11 protein-coding genes are annotated in these 16,848 nt (G+C 75.0%); 5 read left to right on the top strand and 6 right to left on the bottom strand.

Going from position 1 to position 16,848, the window contains the following annotated elements:
- Positions 1 to 6: 6 nt before the first annotated feature.
- A complete protein-coding gene (gene cseB, locus ACIBEA_RS03675) occupies positions 7 to 741 on the bottom strand; it encodes a two-component system response regulator CseB (protein WP_399257509.1) in 735 nt (244 codons plus the stop codon).
- A 60-nt stretch (positions 742 to 801) separates the two neighbouring features.
- Positions 802 to 1,695 (bottom strand): endonuclease/exonuclease/phosphatase family protein, encoded by an 894-nt coding sequence (locus tag ACIBEA_RS03670; RefSeq protein WP_399257929.1) that lies wholly within the window; start codon positions 1,693 to 1,695, stop codon positions 802 to 804.
- A gap of 441 nt (positions 1,696 to 2,136) precedes the next feature.
- Here ACIBEA_RS03670 and ACIBEA_RS03665 point away from each other — a divergent pair, with 441 nt between their 5' ends.
- A complete protein-coding gene (locus tag ACIBEA_RS03665; RefSeq protein ID WP_399257507.1) occupies positions 2,137 to 3,501 on the top strand; it encodes an FAD-dependent oxidoreductase in 1,365 nt (454 codons plus the stop codon).
- A gap of 64 nt (positions 3,502 to 3,565) precedes the next feature.
- Here the strand turns inward: ACIBEA_RS03665 and ACIBEA_RS03660 are convergent, their stop codons facing one another.
- From ACIBEA_RS03660 to ACIBEA_RS03645, 4 genes are all read right to left on the bottom strand, one after another.
- Complete coding sequence (locus tag ACIBEA_RS03660; RefSeq protein WP_399257505.1) at positions 3,566 to 5,560, bottom strand: peroxidase; 1,995 nt, start codon at positions 5,558 to 5,560, stop codon at positions 3,566 to 3,568.
- 17 nt (positions 5,561 to 5,577) lie between these two features.
- Entirely contained in the window at positions 5,578 to 7,494 is a 1,917-nt protein-coding gene (locus ACIBEA_RS03655) for a galactose oxidase-like domain-containing protein (protein WP_399257503.1), read from the bottom strand.
- A 100-nt stretch (positions 7,495 to 7,594) separates the two neighbouring features.
- On the bottom strand, positions 7,595 to 8,359 hold the full coding sequence (locus ACIBEA_RS03650) for a hypothetical protein (RefSeq protein WP_399257501.1): 765 nt from the start codon (positions 8,357 to 8,359) through the stop codon (positions 7,595 to 7,597).
- A gap of 228 nt (positions 8,360 to 8,587) precedes the next feature.
- Positions 8,588 to 9,370: an ABC transporter ATP-binding protein gene (locus ACIBEA_RS03645; RefSeq protein WP_399257499.1), complete on the bottom strand. Its 783-nt coding sequence runs from the start codon at positions 9,368 to 9,370 to the stop codon at positions 8,588 to 8,590.
- 140 nt (positions 9,371 to 9,510) lie between these two features.
- Between ACIBEA_RS03645 and ACIBEA_RS03640 the strand changes: the two genes are divergently transcribed.
- Genes ACIBEA_RS03640 through ACIBEA_RS03625 form a run of 4 tightly spaced genes read left to right on the top strand, consistent with a single transcriptional unit; the run spans position 9,511 to position 16,818 of the window.
- On the top strand, positions 9,511 to 11,490 hold the full coding sequence (locus ACIBEA_RS03640) for a hypothetical protein (protein ID WP_399257497.1): 1,980 nt from the start codon (positions 9,511 to 9,513) through the stop codon (positions 11,488 to 11,490).
- Entirely contained in the window at positions 11,487 to 13,046 is a 1,560-nt protein-coding gene (locus ACIBEA_RS03635; RefSeq protein ID WP_399257495.1) for an FtsX-like permease family protein, read from the top strand. The genes ACIBEA_RS03640 and ACIBEA_RS03635 overlap by 4 nt, the downstream gene beginning before the upstream one ends.
- On the top strand, positions 13,043 to 15,793 hold the full coding sequence (locus ACIBEA_RS03630; protein WP_399257493.1) for a hypothetical protein: 2,751 nt from the start codon (positions 13,043 to 13,045) through the stop codon (positions 15,791 to 15,793). Before ACIBEA_RS03635 ends, ACIBEA_RS03630 begins: the two co-directional genes overlap by 4 nt.
- Positions 15,790 to 16,818: an ATP-binding cassette domain-containing protein gene (locus tag ACIBEA_RS03625; RefSeq protein ID WP_399257491.1), complete on the top strand. Its 1,029-nt coding sequence runs from the start codon at positions 15,790 to 15,792 to the stop codon at positions 16,816 to 16,818. The genes ACIBEA_RS03630 and ACIBEA_RS03625 overlap by 4 nt, the downstream gene beginning before the upstream one ends.
- Positions 16,819 to 16,848: the final 30 nt, after the last annotated feature.

Below are 16,848 nucleotides of genomic sequence, written 5' to 3'. Positions count from 1 at the left end.
CGGCCCTCAGCCGCGGACGAGCTTGTAGCCGAAACCGCGGACGGTCTCGATCCGCTCCGCCCCGATCTTCTTGCGCAGCCGCAGCACGCAGAGGTCGACGACGCGGGTGTCGCCCTCCCAGCCGTAGTCCCAGACGTCGCGCAGCAGTCGCCGGCGGTCGAGCACGGCGCCGGGGGAGCCGGCGAACTCCAGCAGCAGGCGCAGCTCGGTGGGGGTGAGCGGGACGGGCCGGCCCGCCCGGTGGACGGCCATCCCGAGGGTGTCCACGGTGAGGTCGCCGAAGGTCAGTACGGCGGGCGGCGGCCCGTCGGGCGGGGGCGCGCCGCCCGCCTCCGCCGCCGACCGGGTCGGCACGAACGTCGCACGGCGCAGCAGGGTGCGGATGCGGGCGACCAGGACGGCGGTGTCCACGGGCTTGACGACGTAGTCGTCGGCGCCCGCCTCCAGTCCGGCGACCACGTCGAGCGCGTCACCGCGCGCGGACATCATCAGGACCGGTACGAGGCTCTCCTCGCGGATCCGGCGGCACAGCCCGATCCCGTCGAGCTGGGGCAACATCACGTCCAGGATCAGCAGGTCGTGCCCGCCCGCCCGGAACGCCTCCAGGCCGTCGAGTCCGTCGCCGGCGACCGCGACCCCGTATCCGTAGCGCTCCAGGGCCAGTTGGACGGCGCGCCTAATCGTGGCGTCGTCCTCGACGAGGAGGATGTTGACGGGGTCCGGGCCCCGGGATTCCGACATGTCTTCCACCTGCCGGTACGGGGACGTCGTCCCAGGCATCGTAGCCAGAGTTCCCACCGGTCAGAGCCTCAGCACGGCCGCGACCGGCAGGTGGTCGCTGCCGGTGGCGGGCAGGGTCCAGGAGGAGACGGGGGCCAGCCCCTTCGTCATGACCTGGTCGATGCGGACCACGGGGAAGGACGCGGGCCAGGTGAAACCGAAGCCGTCGCCCGCCTCCCGCTGCGCCGAGCGCAGGGGCGAGGTCAGCACGTCCAGGGCCGAGTCGTCGACCGAGCCGTTGAAGTCGCCGAGGACGATCACCCGGGGCAGCGGTTCCGCGCGCAGCGCCTCGGCCAGCTTCCCGGCGGCCTCGTTGCGTCGCTCCGTGGTGAAGCCCGCGGTGGGGAAGACCCGTACCGAGGCGAGGTGCGCCGCGTAGACGGCGACCGGGCCCTTCGGGGTGTCCACGGTGGCGCGCAGGGCGCGCGTCCACGGCATGATCGGCACCGGCTCCACGTCGGTCAGGGGGCGCTTGCTCCACAGGCCGACGCCTTCGCGCACCGCGTGGTAGGGGTAGGCGTCCGCCAGTTCGCGGGCGTAGGTCGGCGCGGACTTCGCGGAGAGTTCCTCCAGGGCCAGCAGGTCGGCGCCGGAGGCGGCCAGGGAGCGGGCGGTGCCCGCCGGGTCGGTGTTGCCCTCGTCGACGTTGTGGCTGACGACGGTGAAGTCGCCGCCCGCGGAGCGCTTGTCGATGAGCGCCGGACCGTGGACGCAGGCCCAGGCGACGGCGGGGACCAGGACGGCCACGGCCGCCGGCCGGGAGCGACGTACGGCCGCCGGCGCGAGCAGGAGGGGGACGGCGAGCCCCGTCCAGGGCAGCAGGGTCTGGAGCAGGCTGCCGAGGTTGCCGAAACCGTTCGGAACCCAGTCCGACAGGACCATCAGCAGGGCGCAGAAGAGCGCGGCGCCCACGATCGCCCGGCCCCGGCGGGGCGGGACGGCGCGCGGTCCGTCCGGGTCGGGGACGGTCGGGTCGGGTTCCGTCGGGGGCTTCGGTTCCGTCGGGGGGTTCGGGGAACTCGGTGGAGAACTCAGCACGGAAACAACCGCCTCCCGGTGTCGTGTACACCGGCCGCCGGGTACCCCCACAGCCTGGTGGAGGATCCCTTCTGGCTGGTCAGGGGCGTGCTTCGGGCACCGCACGACCGTGTTTCAGCCGGGTAACGGCGGCGGCGCGGGCAGACCGGAGATTGTGGCACTTACCGCCATTTGCTTATGTCTGACATTCTTGTTTGGATTTTGGCGGCGGGTCATAAGCGCGAGTTATGGACCCATAGGTCGCCACCGGCTACCGGGGACCCGTCGAGCGAGCTTGTCTCGAACCATCCGTCCCCGTTGCCTGGAGGAACGTCTCGCATGTCCCGCCCCATCCGTGTAGCGATCGTCGGCGCCGGTCCGGCCGGCATCTACGCCGCCGACGCCCTCCTGAAGTCCGACGCCGCCCAGGCCCCGGGGGTCTCCATCGACCTGTTCGAGCGGATGCCCGCCCCGTTCGGACTGATCCGCTACGGTGTGGCGCCGGACCACCCGCGGATCAAGGGCATCGTGACCGCGCTCCACCAGGTGCTCGACAAGCCCCAGATACGCCTGTTCGGCAATGTGGACTACCCGGGCGACATCGCCCTGGACGAGCTGCACCGCTTCTACGACGCCGTGGTCTTCTCCACCGGCGCCACGGCCGACCGGGCCCTGGACCTGGCCGGGTCCGACCTGGACGGGTCCTACGGCGCCGCGGACTTCGTCTCCTGGTACGACGGCCACCCGGACGTCCCGCGCACCTGGCCCCTGAAGGCCGAGAAGGTCGCCGTCCTCGGCGTGGGCAACGTGGCCCTGGACGTGGCCCGGATCCTGGCCAAGACCGCGGACGAGCTGCTGCCCACCGAGATCCCGCCGAACGTGCACGCCGGGCTGGGGCTGAACAAGGCCGTCGAGGTCCACGTCTTCGGCCGCCGCGGACCCGCGCAGGCCAAGTTCAGCCCGATGGAGCTGCGCGAGCTGGACCACTCCCCCACCATCGAGGTCATCGTCAACCCCGAGGACATCGACTACGACGAGGGCTCGATCGCCACCCGCCGCGCCAACAAGCAGGCCAACATGGTGGCCTCCACCTTGGAGAACTGGGCCATCCGCGACCCCGGCACCCGGCCCCACAAGCTGTTCCTGCACTTCTTCGAGTCCCCCGAGGAGATCCTCGGCGAGGACGGGCGCGTGGTGGGACTGCGCACCGAGCGCACCGAACTCGACGGCACCGGGAACGTCCGCGGCACCGGCCGCTTCACCGAGTGGGACGTCCAGGCCGTCTACCGGGCGATCGGCTACTACTCCGACGAGCTGCCCAAGCTGCCCTTCGACCCGCTCTCGGGCACCGTGCCGCACGAGGCGGGCCGGGTGATCGGCGCCGACGGGACCCATCAGAGCGCCGTCTACGTCACCGGCTGGATCAAGCGCGGTCCGGTCGGTCTCATCGGCCACACCAAGGGCGACGCCAATGAGACCGTCGCCTGCCTCCTCGACGACCACGCCGGCGGGCGCCTGCCCGGCGCGAGCGACCCGGAGCCGGACGCGGTGACGTCCTTCCTCGGCGAGCGCGGCGTGCGCTACACGACGTGGGACGGCTGGCACCTGCTCGACGCCCACGAGCGGGCACTGGGCGCCGCGGAGGGCCGCGAGCGCGTCAAGGTCGTCGAGCGCGACGACATGCTCCGCCACAGCGGCGCCTGATCGGGCCCGCCCGCAAGGGGCGGCCGGGCGGTACGGCGACGGCCACGGGTGCGGCCGCGCCGGTTCACGGCCGGCCGACGCCCGCGGTGGTGGGAGCGCGCCACAGCGTACGGTCCCCGTCCAGGAGGACCAGGTCCCCGGCGGGGCGCAGCAGCAGCCGCGCCCCCGGGTGCCGTGCGGTGCCGCTGCTCCAGCCCGGGCGGCCCGCCGCGGTGCGGACGGTGAGCTCGCCGTCGTGGCCGAAGAGGGCGTCGTGGCCGACGCCGCCGGTACCGGCGCTCCAGAGGCCGCGCCCCCGGCGGTCGAGGAGGGCGAGGTCTCCCGAGGCGTCGAGGACCAGCCGGACGGCGCCCGCGTCGAGCACGTCCCCGGGGCGCAGCACGGTGCCGGGGTGGATCTCGACCGCGTCGTCGAGGGCGCCGGACGCCAGCGCGCGCAGGACGGGGATCGCGGGGCTGAAGGCGTAGACGGCGCCCTCGGTCCGCACGAAACGGCCGAAGTAGAGCGGGGTCGCTCGGCTGCCGCTGGCCGCGGGGGTCTCGAAGGCGAGCGGTGCGTCGGGGCCGAGCACGGGGTCGGTACCGGTCCGGGGGTGCCTGCCGGGCGGGAAGTCCGCCTCGTTCAACCACCGCCGGGCCACGAACTCGAACTGCTGGACCAGATCGGCCTGGTGGCTGACGAACAGCAGACCGCGCGGGGTGTCCGGGCCGTGTCCGGCGCCCCCGTCCGGGCGGTGCACGGGCCCGTACGGGATGCCCCGCCGGATCATCCGGTGGCCGTCCAGCTCCGCGTCCGCCAGCGGCGGCCGGCCCGGGGTCAGGACCAGGCCGCCGCGCGGGTTCGCCTTGCGGATGTGCGCGAACAGCGGCATCCGCCAGCCGTGGGGGTCGGCCCCGAAGTCGAGCGCCGCGTCGGGGTCCTCGTCCGGCCCGGGCAACCGTTCGGCGGCCGGGCAGAGCGCGACCGGCATGCCGCCCGGCCAGCGACCCACCAGCCGGGCCGCCAGCCAGGGCGCGGTGGCGTCGGCGGGCGCCGCCCCGGACCGCTTCAACTCGGCCAGGCGCAGCCCGACCTGGGTCCACCAGGCCGGTACGTCCTGGGCCAGGCGGCGGACCACCTGGAAGGAGCCGCCGGTGGCCCAGGCCGGCAGCCCGGCCGGGCGCTGCCCGACCCGCTCGGGCCCGACCAGGAACTCGCCCGCCGGGAGCATCCGGGTGCCGGGCCTGCCGAGCGCCGTACGGCCGGTGGCCGGGTCGACCGGGTCGAAGCCGCGCACCCCGGGCTGGCTGACACAGTCGAGGAAGCCGAAGTGCTCGTGCCCGCGCAGCTCTCCGGGCAGGGTGGCACCGTCCTGCCGGAAGAGGACCAGGGCGTCGGCCCGTACGGCCGCGTCCCGGTGCCGCGCGATCGCGGTGGCCAGCCGTTCGGGGTCGTCGGCGGCGAGCGTGAGCACCGCGTGCACCGCCTGCTCGGGCCCTTCGGCGCCGAAGAGCCACGACCGCGGGGCGCTGGGGCCGGTGTCCCCGAGGGCGGGAGCGCGCGCCGCGGCGCCCTGGGCGAACGCCTCGGCGCAGCTGCCGGGCGGGGTGGCGGGAAAGGGCTCCTTGCCCGCGAGGAGGCGCAACCCGGGGTGGGTGAGGCCCAGTCCTGTCCACAGCGCCGACAGGGACACCGGGTCGCTGCCGCCGCCCCGGCGGGCCGCACTGAACGCCGCGTTGAAGCGCGCCACTTCCGCGGTGGTGGAGACCTCCGGCACCAGCGCGGCGAGCCAGCGACGGGCCCGGGAGACCTCCCGGAAGTGCAGGAACAGCAGGCAGACGTGGTCCTTGCGGAACCCGGCGAGGACATCTCCCTGGGTCCGCTCGTCCGCGCGCAGCGGCAGGTCCTCGGCGGGCAGCGGCAGCGGGGCGGCCGGCGCGGGGGCGGCTGCCGCCCGGGCGCGCCCGGTCACGGCGCTCGCGCCGGTCCCGGCGGCGGCGCAGGCCGTGGCCCGCAGCACGGTCCGGCGGTCCGGTCCGCTGCGGGGGCGGCCCGCGGCGGGCGGCACGGCGGGGGCCATCGGCGTGCTCCCGGCGGTCAGCGGAGCGGCGCGGCGGGCACCGCGGCGTCGAGGGTGACCCAGCGCGCGACGCTGGGCACGCCCTTGGCGTCCAGCAGGAAGAGCATGTAGTGCCCGGGCGGGGCGGCCGCCGCCCCGGGCGGGGCCTGGAGCGTCAGCGTGTCGCCGGCGCGCTGCTTGATCCGCAACTCGACGTGCCGCTGGCTGGTGTTGACCGCGTGGGTGGCGGTGGTGGGCGCCAGCAGGACGGCCCGGCTGACCTGGTCGGGCGTGCTGGTGCTCACCTCGAAGCGGCTGTTGTAACCGAGCGGTTCGCCCGGTACCCGCTCCAGCACGGGGCGCGCGCCCCGGTGCAGGTAGGCGGGCTCGTAGATCTCGATGGTGCCGTTCATGTCGTCGTGGATGTTGGCGTCGTTGGCGAGCTGCTGGAGTTCGTCTCCGGTGATCATGACGCGGCCGTCGGGCAGGACGAGGGCGTTGGAGTGGTAGCCGCGCGGCAGCCGCTGGACCGGGCCGAGCTTCCAGTCGCCCTGGGCATCGCGGGTCTCCAACTGCCGGTACTTCAGGTCGGCGTTGGGATTGTAGGTGCCGTTGCCGTAGTCGCGGATGTCGTACGCTCCGCTGGCCGTCAGGAGCGTGCCGTCGGGCATCACCAGGGTGTTGTCCTGGGTCCGGCCGAAGGCGCGGGACTTCTCGATGGTCCACTTCCCCCCGGCCAGCTTGTACGTCCGGGGGTCGGTCCGGTCGCCACCGATCACCAGGGCGCTGTCGGGGCCCTCGTACCCGCCGGGAAGGGGGACGGCGCCGCCGTACAGCCGGGAGCTGCCGTCGGGCCTGGCCGGCAGGTCCTTGCGGGACTCGTCGACGGGGTCGAAGGTCCACTGCTCGTCGTGGACGCGTCCGAGCCCGTACACGAGCCCGTCGCGCAGCGAGAAGAGCTGCGGATAGTCGCGGGTGAAGGGCGCGGTCGCCTTGAACAGGCCGACCGGGACGTCGCGCGGGACGTCCTTCTTCGTCCGCGGGACGGGGTGTCCGAGGGCGGGGAAGCGCTCGACGACCGGCGTCGGGGTGCCCCAGCCCAGCTCGGACTGGCCGGACATGATCAGCTGGCGGCCGTCGGCCGCGGTCACCACGGAGGGGTACCACCGGCCGGTGGACATGTCCTGGTTGCGGCTCCAGGTCTCGGCCCAGGGGTCGAAGACCAGGGAGAGCTTGGCTCCGCTGCCCCCGTTGCCCCCGAGGTTCCCGCCGAAGACGCCGAGCATGCCGTTGGGCAGGAAGGCGTGGCCCGAGCAGAAGAACGGCGCGGGGCGCGGGGACTGCGTGCCGTCGGGCATGTTCACGATGGGCGGGGTCACCTTGGTGAAGGCCGTGGGGCCGGTGCCCTTCGCGGGGTCCCACAGGAAGGCGCGGCCCGCGTTGGCGGCGCCGATCGTGTCGGTGGGGGCGGGCTCCTTCTGCGGATTGGTCTCGATCCGCTCGAAGGAGAAGAGGAGCACCTTCCCCGTGGGGAGCAGCGCGATGTGCGCGGCGAAGTCGGGCGAGTCGAAGTACTCCTTGAACGCCCCGTGTTCCGCGGTGTCGAAGCCCTCGTTCTCCTTGGCCTGCGACGCGGTGAGGGCCTGGAGCCGGGCCCGGCGGGTGCTGTCCGGATAGCCGCCGATGTCGCGCAGCGCGAGCCGGGTGCGGGCGTGTTCCTCGGCATGGTCGGGGCCGAGCGCCCGCCGTTCGGCCGGGCTGATCTCGCGCCGTACGCGCTCGGGCACCAGGAGCGGTGAGCGGAGGGCGGAACCCGGCTCGTGCGGTCCCTCGTGCGCGCCCGCGGCGGGCGCGCCGGGGCCCAGCAACAGGCCGGCGGGGACCACGGCGAGCAGGGCGGACGCGACCAGGGAGCGACCTGGGCGGCCGGATCGGGGGGCTCCGGAACGGGGCATGGGGGATCCCTTGTGTGGGGGTGCGGGGAGCTTGGGGGTGGGGGTGACGCAGGTGCCGGGCCGGTGGCGCGGCGGCGGCCTCGGAGCGGGAGCCCGGGCCTCAGATGCCGTGGGAGGTCACGAACGCCATCCGGGTCAGCGCCTCCCGGAACGCGTCGGGGTCGACGTGCACGCCCGACGCGTAGGCGTGGTTGAGCTGGAGCACCAGCCACACGCCGTAGCCGCAGATGCCGCCGAGGGCCGCGATGCCGATCATTCCGCGGACGCCCCGCGGCCAGCCGATCAACACGAGGAAGGCCACCGAGAGGACGGCCGCGCCGATCAGGGTGACCACCATGACCGGCGGCAGGCCGCCCTGGACGTCCGCCACTCGGGTCCGGCGCTGGGCGAACAGGCGGGTGATCGCGTCGCGCGACTCGTCGAGGGCTTTGGGGGGTGCGTCCGCCGGCGCCTTGGCGACCAGTTCGTAGAGGCCGTAGGCCATGGCCCAGGTCTCGTCGTCCGTGCCGCCCTCCAGCATCCGCGGCCATTCGCGTTCGATGACCATGTGCGCGTACCGCTCGGAGTGGCCCCGTATCTCGGCCTTGAGGGGGCCCGGCATCCGATCGGCCGCGAGGTAGAGGTCTATCAGTGCCCCGGCCTCGGCGTAGTTGCCCTTGCGGGCGACGGCCAGGTCCTGGGCCGAACTCACCATCAGGAAGGCCAGCGTCAGGATGAAGAAGGAGAAGACCACTCCGGCGGCGGTGCCGATGGCGGGGCCCACGTCCGGCAGGGCGCGGTGCCGGGCCAGGTGGTGACCCAGCCGGGCGACCGCCAGGGCGACGGTCGCGGCGAAGACGACGGCGAGTAAGGCGGCGACAGCCATCGGGGCGAGAGCTCCTCGGTGCGGGGCCGACGGCAGCACTCGCTGCCCGTGATCGACAGCTTCCGCGACGGGTGCGCCCGGCGCACGCCGAGCGCACCGATGGGGTGATCCACAGGTGGCGGGGAGAGCGGGGTCAGGGCCCGGCGCGACGTCAAGCGGAATCCGGGCAGCGGCCGGATCGGGCGGCTGCGCCGGGTGGCGGGCCGGGTGGCGGGCGAGCCGGGGCGGTCAGGCCCGTGCGCCCGCGCCCACCGCCGCGTTCCCGTCCCCGCCCAGCGCCTGCGCCCCGTCCTCACCCGACTCCACCACCCGGCCGTCGCGCATCTCCACGACCCGGTCCGCGAGGTCCATCAGGGCCGGGTCGTGGGTGGCGACCAGAACCGTCACGCCCTCGCTGCGCACCACGGCCCGCAGCAGCTCCATGATCGCGTGGCCGGTCTCGGAGTCGAGCTGGCCGGTGGGCTCATCGGCGATGATCAGGTCGGGGTCGTTGGCCAATGCGCGTGCCACGGCGACGCGTTGCTGCTGGCCGCCGGAGAGCTCGCCCGGCCGCTGCGCCGCGTGGTCGGCGAGGCCGACGAGCGCGAGGAGGGTGCGTACCCGCTCCTCGCGCTGCGCGGCCGCGACCTTGCGCAGCCGCATCGGCACCCCGACGTTCTCCGCGGCGGTCAGCACCGGTATCAGGCCGAAGGACTGGAAGACGAAACCGATGCGCTCGCGGCGCAGGGCGAGCAGCCCGCCCTCGTCGAGTCCGGTCAGGTCCGTGCCGTCGAGGTGAATGGCTCCGCTGGTCGGGGCGTCCAGGCCGCCGACCAGGTTCAGCAGAGTCGTCTTTCCGGAACCGGAACGTCCCTTCAGCGCCGTGAGTTCACCTCTTCGCAGCTCGAAGGAGACTCCGCGCAGGGCGTGCACGGCCTGTTCGCCGCTGCCGAAGCTGCGGTGCACGTCGTCGACGACCACCATGGGCGTCGCCGATTCGCTCCCGTGCTGCGTGGTCGTGGTCGTGGTCATGGAGCCCCCAATGTGGTTACCGATATCCGCATTTGCTCATCCCTTTCCCTCGGAAACAAGCCCTTCCCATGCCCGTTCGAATCTGACAAGATCCTCCGCTATCCGGTACCTATGGTCCGGTAGTAGGAGGAATATCACGCATGCTCGCCTTCGTCATGCGTCGTCAGCGCGGGCGTGTGTCCCTCGCTGCCGCCGTGTTGTTCACCGTTCTCATCACGACGACCGTGCTCACCGCGCTGTTCGCGTTCACCCGAGGCGTGGGTGAGGCGGGACTGCGCCAGTCCCTCCAGGGGCGGGACCACACCAGGTCCACGGTCGTCGTCACCGGCTACCACCCGGTGACCGACCGGCCCAAGGACGACGAGGCCCTACGGGGCTTCGCCCGCGGGCTGTTCGGCGAACTGCCGGTCGCCGTCGACAGCGTGGCCCGCAGCCACGCCTACGGCCTGCCCGGGAGTACGGCCGTCGCGCCCGATGCGCCCGTCCCCGAAGCGGACCTGACGCTGCTCGCCGCCTTCGACAGGAGCCGGACCCGGCTGATCGCCGGGCAGTGGCCGCAGCCCGTCGGCGCGGGCGCCGTCGCCTCCCGCGTGCCGGTGGCCGTGCCCGAGGCGGCGCTGAACCGGCTGGGGCTGACGGCGGCGAAGCTGCCCGCCGAAGTACACCTCGACGACCGGTTCCAGGGGCCTCGGCTCACCGTGCTGATCACGGGTGTGTACCGGGCCGCGGACCCCGCCGCCGCGTACTGGCAGCTGGACCCGGTCGGTGGCCGCGGCTTCCAGGTCAGCAGCTTCACCACCTACGGCCCGCTGCTCGTCGACGACTCCGCCTTCACCGTCGGCGGGATGGCGCAGGACAGCCGCGTCACCCTCCTCAGCCCCGACTTCGCGGGGGTCCACACCCCCGAGGCCGAGGCCATCGGGGAGCGGACCGCGGCCTTGACGGCGGCGCTCAAGACCTCCTCCTCTCTCAATGCGCGGACCGAACTGCCCAAGGTCATGGCGGAGTTGCGCTCGGCGCGCACCGTCGCCTGGTCCACCCTGTTGATCGGCGAGCTCCAGCTCGTCGTGCTGACCGCGGCCACCTTGCTGATCGTCGGGCACACCCTGATGAAGCACCAGGAGGGCGAGCGGACCCTGCTCCTGGCCCGCGGCGCCTCCCGGCGCAAGCTGGAACTGCTGACCGGGGTCGAGGCGCTGCTGCTGGCACTGCCCGCAGCCCTGCTCGCCCCCTTGCTCGCCCCCCTGTTGCTGCGCTTCCTCGACGGCGCGGGGGCCCGCGAACACGGGACCTCGGTCACCGCGAACGCCGGTGTGTGGGAGACGAGTTGGCCGCTGTGGCCGGTGGCCGCCGCGTGCGCGCTCGGCTGCGTACTGCTGAGCACGCTGCCCGCCCTGCTGCGGGGCGCCTCGGCCGTCGTACAACGGCACGGCGGCAAGCGGCAGGAGCTGGTGGCCGGCGCCGCGCGTTCGGGTGCGGACATCGCGCTGCTGGCGCTGGCCGCCCTCGCCTACCAGCAGTTGGACCGCTACGACGGGGCCGCGCCCGCCACCGACGGCAGCGGTTCCTCCGGCGTCGATCCGGTCCTCGTCGCCGCGCCGACCCTGGCGCTGTGCGCGGGGGCGGTGCTCGTGCTGCGGATCCTGCCGCTCGCCGCACGCCTCGGCGGCCGGCTGGCCGCGCGCGGATCGGGGCTCGGTCCGGCGCTCGTCGGCTGGCAGCTGGCCCGTCGGCCGCAACGGGCCACCGGCCCGGTGGTCCTGCTCGTGCTCGCCGTGTCCAGCGGTGGGGGGGGGCCCGGCCCCCCCCCCCCCGGGGGGGGCGCCCCCCCCCCCCCCCCCCCCGACACCCCCCCCCGGGGCCGCCGCAAAACCCACAACCACCTGTGGCCCCCCCGGGGCGCCGGCCCGGGGCGGGGGGGGGGGGGGGGGGGGGGGGGGGGGGGGGGGCGGGGGGGGGGGGCCCCCGCCCCCCCCCCACCGCGTGGTCGGACTCCCAGCACGACCAGGCCGACTACCGCACCGCCGGGGGCCTGCGCATCACCAACAGCCAGCTGTCCCCGCTCGGTCAGGCCGGCCGCTACGCGGAGCTGCCCGGCGGCGAGCGGGTGCTGCCGGTGATCCGCGCACAGCAGCCGCTGCCGGACGGACGGTCGGCGCAGCTGCTCGCGCTGGACGCGGCGGGCGCGGGCGACCGCGTCCCGCTGCGTTCCGACCTGCGTGACGGACAGTCGATGGACAAGGTCTTCTCCGGGCTCGCCGCGGCCGCCGGGCCCCCCTCCGAGGGCGCGTCCGCGGCCACCCCCGACGCCAAGCCCACCACCGGCATCCCGCTGCCCGCGGGGGCGCAGCGGCTCGACTTCGACCTGACCCTGCGCGCCACCGGCACGCCGACCGGCACCCCCAACCTGAAGCTGCTGCTGCGCGACCGGTTCGGGATGACCTACCGGACCCCCGTCTCGACGCTGCCCGTAGGGGGTGGGCGGGTCACCGTCCCGGTGGACCTGGCCGCACTGGCCGACGGCCCGGTCGGCAAGCCGGCGGGGCCGCTGACGCTGCTCTCGATGATCCTCTCCTACGGCGTGCTGGACCCCAAGGAGGACGCGCCGCCGCCCCTGGTGGGCGGCGAGCTGACGGTCCACCGGCTCGCGGTCGCCGAGGCGGCGGGCGGCCCGGCCGTCCCCGTCCAGCCGCCCGGGGCGGGTGCCTCGGGCTCCGCCGACTGGACCATGTCGGACCCGCCCAAGGGTGCGAGCGCCGCCCTCCTCGCCGAGGCCGCGCCGGGTGCCCCGACCGGGCCCGCGCTGCTGCGGATGCGCTACAACACCGTGCCCAAGCGGGAGGAGACCGCCCTGGTGCTGACCGCGGGCGCCACGGTCGCCCCCGCAGAGCTGCCCGGGGTCGCCACCCGCGGCTACCTCGCCGCCAGCGGCGCGAAGGTCGGTGACGTGCTGCCGGTCCCCTTCGCGCAGTCCACCGTCCGGGTGCGGATCATCCGCGTCGTGGGGGCGCTGCCCGTCGCCGGTGACACCGCGCTCGCCATCGACCTGTCCCTGCTCGGTCGGCTTCCGGCCGCGGACGGCGCCCGTGCGCTGCCCGCGGTCACCGAGTGGTGGCTGCCCGGTGCCTCCGCCGACGATCCGGTGCCCGCGCGCGCCGCCGCCGCTCTGCGGACCGGGGCGGGCGCCGGGGGCCAGGACGTGCTGCTGCGCGACGAGGTGGCCGCCGCGCTGCTCGACGACCCGCTCAGCACCGCCCCGCAGCGGGCGCTCGCCGTGCTGGCCGTGGCCTGCGCGGTGCTCGCCGCGATCGGATTCGCCGCGGCCGCCGCAGCGGGCGCCCGGGAACGCTCCCGTGAGTCCGCGGTGCTGCTGGCCCTCGGTACGCCGCGGCGCCTGCTGGCCCGTACGGCCGCGGCCGAGGGCCTGGTCCTGGCCGGGCTCGGCAGCGCCGCCGGGGTGGGCATCGGCGCCGCTCTCGTCCATCTCGTGGTGCCGCTGATGGTGCGGACACCCGCGGGCAGCCGCCCGTTCCCCGAACTACTGGTCGACCTGCCGGCTGGCCGGACACTGCTGCTGACCGTCGCGATCGCCGTCGTCCCCCTGCTGGCCGCCACCCTCGGTGGCCGCCGCAACCGGAACACGGCCGCTCGGCTGCGGCAGGTGGAGGAGTCATGATCCGCAACTCCCGTACGGCGTCCCGCGCCACCCGCCCCGCGTCCTGGGTGCGGACGCGGCTGCGCGCCATGCCGTCGGCCGCCGTCCTGGCCGCCGTACTCGCCTTCGCCGCCGTGTTCCTGAGCGCGGCCCTGCCCCGCGCCCTGGACCGGGGCGCGGACCAGGCCCTGCGCGGCTTCCTGGGCGGCAAGAGCCCGAGTCAGACCAGCGTCCTGGTCTCGGGCAACTCCTCGAACGGGGTGGGGGTCGCGGAGGACCTGGACCGGATCCTGCGCCTGCTGACGGCCCGGACCGGCGGGGACCTCGGGCTGGCCGCGAGCGGCCCGGTGCACGGCACGCTGGGCGACAAGCCCCGCACGCTGAGCACGCCCGGGCTGGCCGCGCCGGACGACGTGCCGCCCCAGTTGAGCCTGTTGCACCTGCGCGAGGGCGAGGGGCACATCAAGATGGTGGCGGGCCGCTGGCCCGGCGGCGCCGCCACCGAGGGGCCCGTGCCGATCGCCCTCTCCCAGCGGGCGTCGCAGGCCATGAACGCCCCGCTCGGCACGGTGCTCCAGACCGAGGCCGACGGCCCGCAGGCCCCGGACACCGACCGGGCCGTGGTGGTCGGCCTCTACACCGCCGACGACGAGGCCGATCCCGTCTGGACCGGCCTGCCCTGCATGACCCGCGCCTGCACCGGCTACACCGTCGGCAAGGAACCGCGCTCCTACTGGCACGCCGGCGCCCTCGTCGGCGCCCAGGACCTGGCGCGGGCCGCGGCCTGGGGCAAGGGCGGCACCGACTTCTGGCGGCTGCCGATCGACACCGGCCGGCTGCGCGCCGACCGGCTGTCCGACGCCACCCGCCAGATCACCTCGTACGTCTCCGGGTCCACCGCCGCCGAACTCCTCGGCGCGTCGGGACGGCTCGACCTGACGATCGTCTCCCCGCTGCCCGGCCTGCTGGGCGAGGCCGAGCAGCGGCAGCAGGCCGCCGCCCCGGTGGGGGTGAGCGGTCCCGCGGGGGTCGCCGGAGTCGTCTTCGTCGTCCTGTGCCTGGCCGCGGCGCTCGCCGGGGAGCGGCGGGAGTTCGAGCTGCGGCTGCTGCTGGCCCGCGGCGCCTCGCGCGCCGGGCTGGTGCGCAGGCTGCTCGCGGAGGGTGCGGTGACGGCCCTCCCGGCCGCCCTGGTCGCGATGACGCTCGCCTTCGCCCTGCTGCCCACGCCACGGCTGCTGCCCTCGCTGACCACCGCGCTGGCCGCCACCCTGCTGGCCTGGCTGGCCTTCCCGGTGCGGGCCCTGGTCCTGCTGGCGCCACCGCGGCCGCGCAACCGCTGGCGGCGCCCGGTGGGCGAGTTGCTGGTGCTCCTGGTGACCGGCGCCGCCATCTCGGAGGTCCGCGGGCGGGGCATCGCCCAGGCCGGCGCCGACGTCGACCCCCTGCTGGTCGCCGCGCCGTTGCTGATCGCGCTGTGCGGCGGGCTGTTGCTGGCCCGGCTGCTCCCCCTGCTGGTCGCGCTGCCGGCCAGGATGGCCGCGCGGGGCCGTGGGGTGATCGGCTTCCTCGGTCTGGCGCGCGCCTCGCGCGGCGACGGGGGCCGCAGCCGCACTCCCGTTCTGCCGCTGGTCGCGCTGCTGCTGGCCGTCACCACCGGCGGCTTCTGGACCACGGTGTTGAACGCGGCCGAGGACGCCCGGCTGTCCGCGACCCGGGTGAGCGTCGCGGCCGACGCCCAGATCGTCGCGCCGCCCGGCCAGACCCTGCCGACCGATCTGGTGAAGGCCGCGGACAAGGTGGCCGGCGTACGGTCCTCCGTCAGCCTGTGGACGAGCGACGACGCCTTCGTCGACGCCCCGGCCTCGCAGTTCACCACGCAGGTGAGCGTGGTCGTCGTCGAACCCAAGGCCTACGCCGCACTGTCCAAGGGCGCCAACATCGGGCCCTTCGACCCCGGCCTGCTCGCCGGGAAGGGCAACGGTACGGCCGACTCGCCCCTGCCCGTGCTGTTCAGCACCGGGCTGGCGAAGCTGGCGCCCGGCGGCACGCTGCGGCTGCGGCTCGGGGACGGCCAGCTCCAGGTCACCTCGCGCGGCACGGTCGACGGGACGCCGGTGCGGCCCGGCGCCGTCGGGGCCACGGTCATCGTGCCCGCGGGTCCGGCCACGGCCGCCATCGCGCTGACCCGGCAGCCCAACCACTGGTACGCGCTGGGCGATCCCCCCGAGGACAAGCTCAAGGTGCTGGTGCGCTCGCTCGTGCCGGCCGCCCACGCGAACGAGTTCCGGGTGCGCACCAGCGCCGGGATGGCGGACGAGTTGGCCGCCGACCCGCTCCAGGCGGCCGCGGTCCGGCTGTTCAAGACCTCGGTCATCGGGGCCGCGGGCTTCGCGCTGCTGGCCGTCCTGCTGTCGCTGGTACGGGCGGCCCCCGAGCGGGCCGCACTGCTGGCCCGGATGCGCACGATGGGCCTTCGACCCCGGCAGGGCATGCTGTTGATGCTGACCGAGTCGTTGCCACAGGCCGTGGCAGCGGCGCTCGGCGGAGCGCTGACCGCGACGGCCGCGGTGCTCCTGCTCGGCCCGGCGGTGGACCTGTCCACCCTGGTCGGGGCACCCGTGGCGGACGGCCTGCGGTTCAGCGCACAGCCCGTACTGGTCCAGGCGCTGGGCCTGGCCGCCCTGGTGGCGGTGGCCGTACTGGCCGAGGCCGCGGTGTCGGGACGACGCCAGATCACTACCGAGTTGAGAGCGGGAGACCAGCGATGAGCGGCGAGCGGACGGACGGGGCGGTCGCCCGGGCGGCGGGCGACCGGGGAGCGGACGGCCGGGCCGACGCGGCCGGGAGCGACGGGCCCAGCTACGAGGAGCTGCGCCAGCGCGCGCTCGCCGCGACCGCTCCCCCGCCTCCCGAGGCGGGCACGGCCATCGTGTGCGACCGGTTGGTGCGGGTGTTCAGCGGTGACGGGATCGAGGTACAGGCGCTCCAGGGGCTGGAGTTGACGGTGGCCCAGGGCGACCTGGTCGCCCTGGTCGGCGCCTCCGGCAGCGGCAAGTCGACGCTGCTGAACATCCTGGCGGGCCAGGACCGGCCCACGGCGGGCACGGCCCGGGTGGCCGGGTACGACCTGCTGGAGATGGACGCGCGGGACCGGCTGCGCTACCGGCGCGAGGCGGTCGGCTTCGTCTGGCAGCAGACGGCGCGCAATCTGTTGCCGTTCCTGACGACCACACAGAACATCGCCCTACCACTCCAGTTGACCAGTAGTGGACGCGGCGCCGCGAAGCGGCACGCGGCCCGGACGGCGGAGCTGATCGAGGCCCTGGACCTGGGCCCGCTCGCCGGCCGCCGCCCGTCGGAGCTCTCCGGCGGGCAGCAGCAGCGAGTGGCCGTCGCGGTGGCGATGGCGGGGGCCCCGAAGGTCCTCCTCGCCGACGAACCGACCGGCGAGCTGGACTCCGAGACCGGCGCCGCCGTCTTCGAGGCCTTCCGCACGGTCAACCGGGAGCTCGGGGCCACCGTGGTCATCGTCACCCACGACCCGATGGTCGCGGGCGAGGTGCGGCGCACGGTGGCCATCCGTGACGGCCGCACCAGCAGCGAGGTGCTGCGGCGCACCGTCACCGACGAGCACGGCGCGGAATCGGTCAGCGAGCGCGAGTACGTGATGCTGGACCGCAGCGGCCGGGTCCAACTCCCGCGCACCTTCCTGGAGGCGCTCGGGATGGAGGACCGGGTGGCGGTCGACCTGGGCCCGGACCACATCGCGGTCCGCCCGGACTCCGCGCAGTAGCGGAGCCCCGGGGCGCGCGCCCCGGGGCCG

The organism is Streptomyces sp. NPDC051555 (assembly GCF_044454405.1).
Taxonomy (GTDB): Bacteria; Actinomycetota; Actinomycetes; order Streptomycetales; family Streptomycetaceae; genus Streptomyces.
Note: the sequence above shows the minus strand (reverse complement) of the source record. Positions and strands in the feature narration are given on the sequence as shown.

Excerpts from the sequence above, each read along its gene's own strand:
- cseB (WP_399257509.1), bottom strand. The coding sequence starts at position 741 with ATGTCGGAATCCCGGGGCCCGGACCCCGTCAACATCCTCCTCGTCGAG.
- ACIBEA_RS03640 (WP_399257497.1), top strand. The coding sequence starts at position 9,511 with ATGCTCGCCTTCGTCATGCGTCGTCAGCGCGGGCGTGTGTCCCTCGCT.
- ACIBEA_RS03625 (WP_399257491.1), top strand. The coding sequence starts at position 15,790 with ATGAGCGGCGAGCGGACGGACGGGGCGGTCGCCCGGGCGGCGGGCGAC.
- ACIBEA_RS03655 (WP_399257503.1), bottom strand. The coding sequence starts at position 7,494 with ATGCCCCGTTCCGGAGCCCCCCGATCCGGCCGCCCAGGTCGCTCCCTG.
- ACIBEA_RS03645 (WP_399257499.1), bottom strand. The coding sequence starts at position 9,370 with ATGACCACGACCACGACCACGCAGCACGGGAGCGAATCGGCGACGCCC.
- ACIBEA_RS03665 (WP_399257507.1), top strand. The coding sequence starts at position 2,137 with ATGTCCCGCCCCATCCGTGTAGCGATCGTCGGCGCCGGTCCGGCCGGC.
- ACIBEA_RS03650 (WP_399257501.1), bottom strand. The coding sequence starts at position 8,359 with ATGGCTGTCGCCGCCTTACTCGCCGTCGTCTTCGCCGCGACCGTCGCC.
- ACIBEA_RS03630 (WP_399257493.1), top strand. The coding sequence starts at position 13,043 with ATGATCCGCAACTCCCGTACGGCGTCCCGCGCCACCCGCCCCGCGTCC.
- ACIBEA_RS03660 (WP_399257505.1), bottom strand. The coding sequence starts at position 5,560 with ATGGCCCCCGCCGTGCCGCCCGCCGCGGGCCGCCCCCGCAGCGGACCG.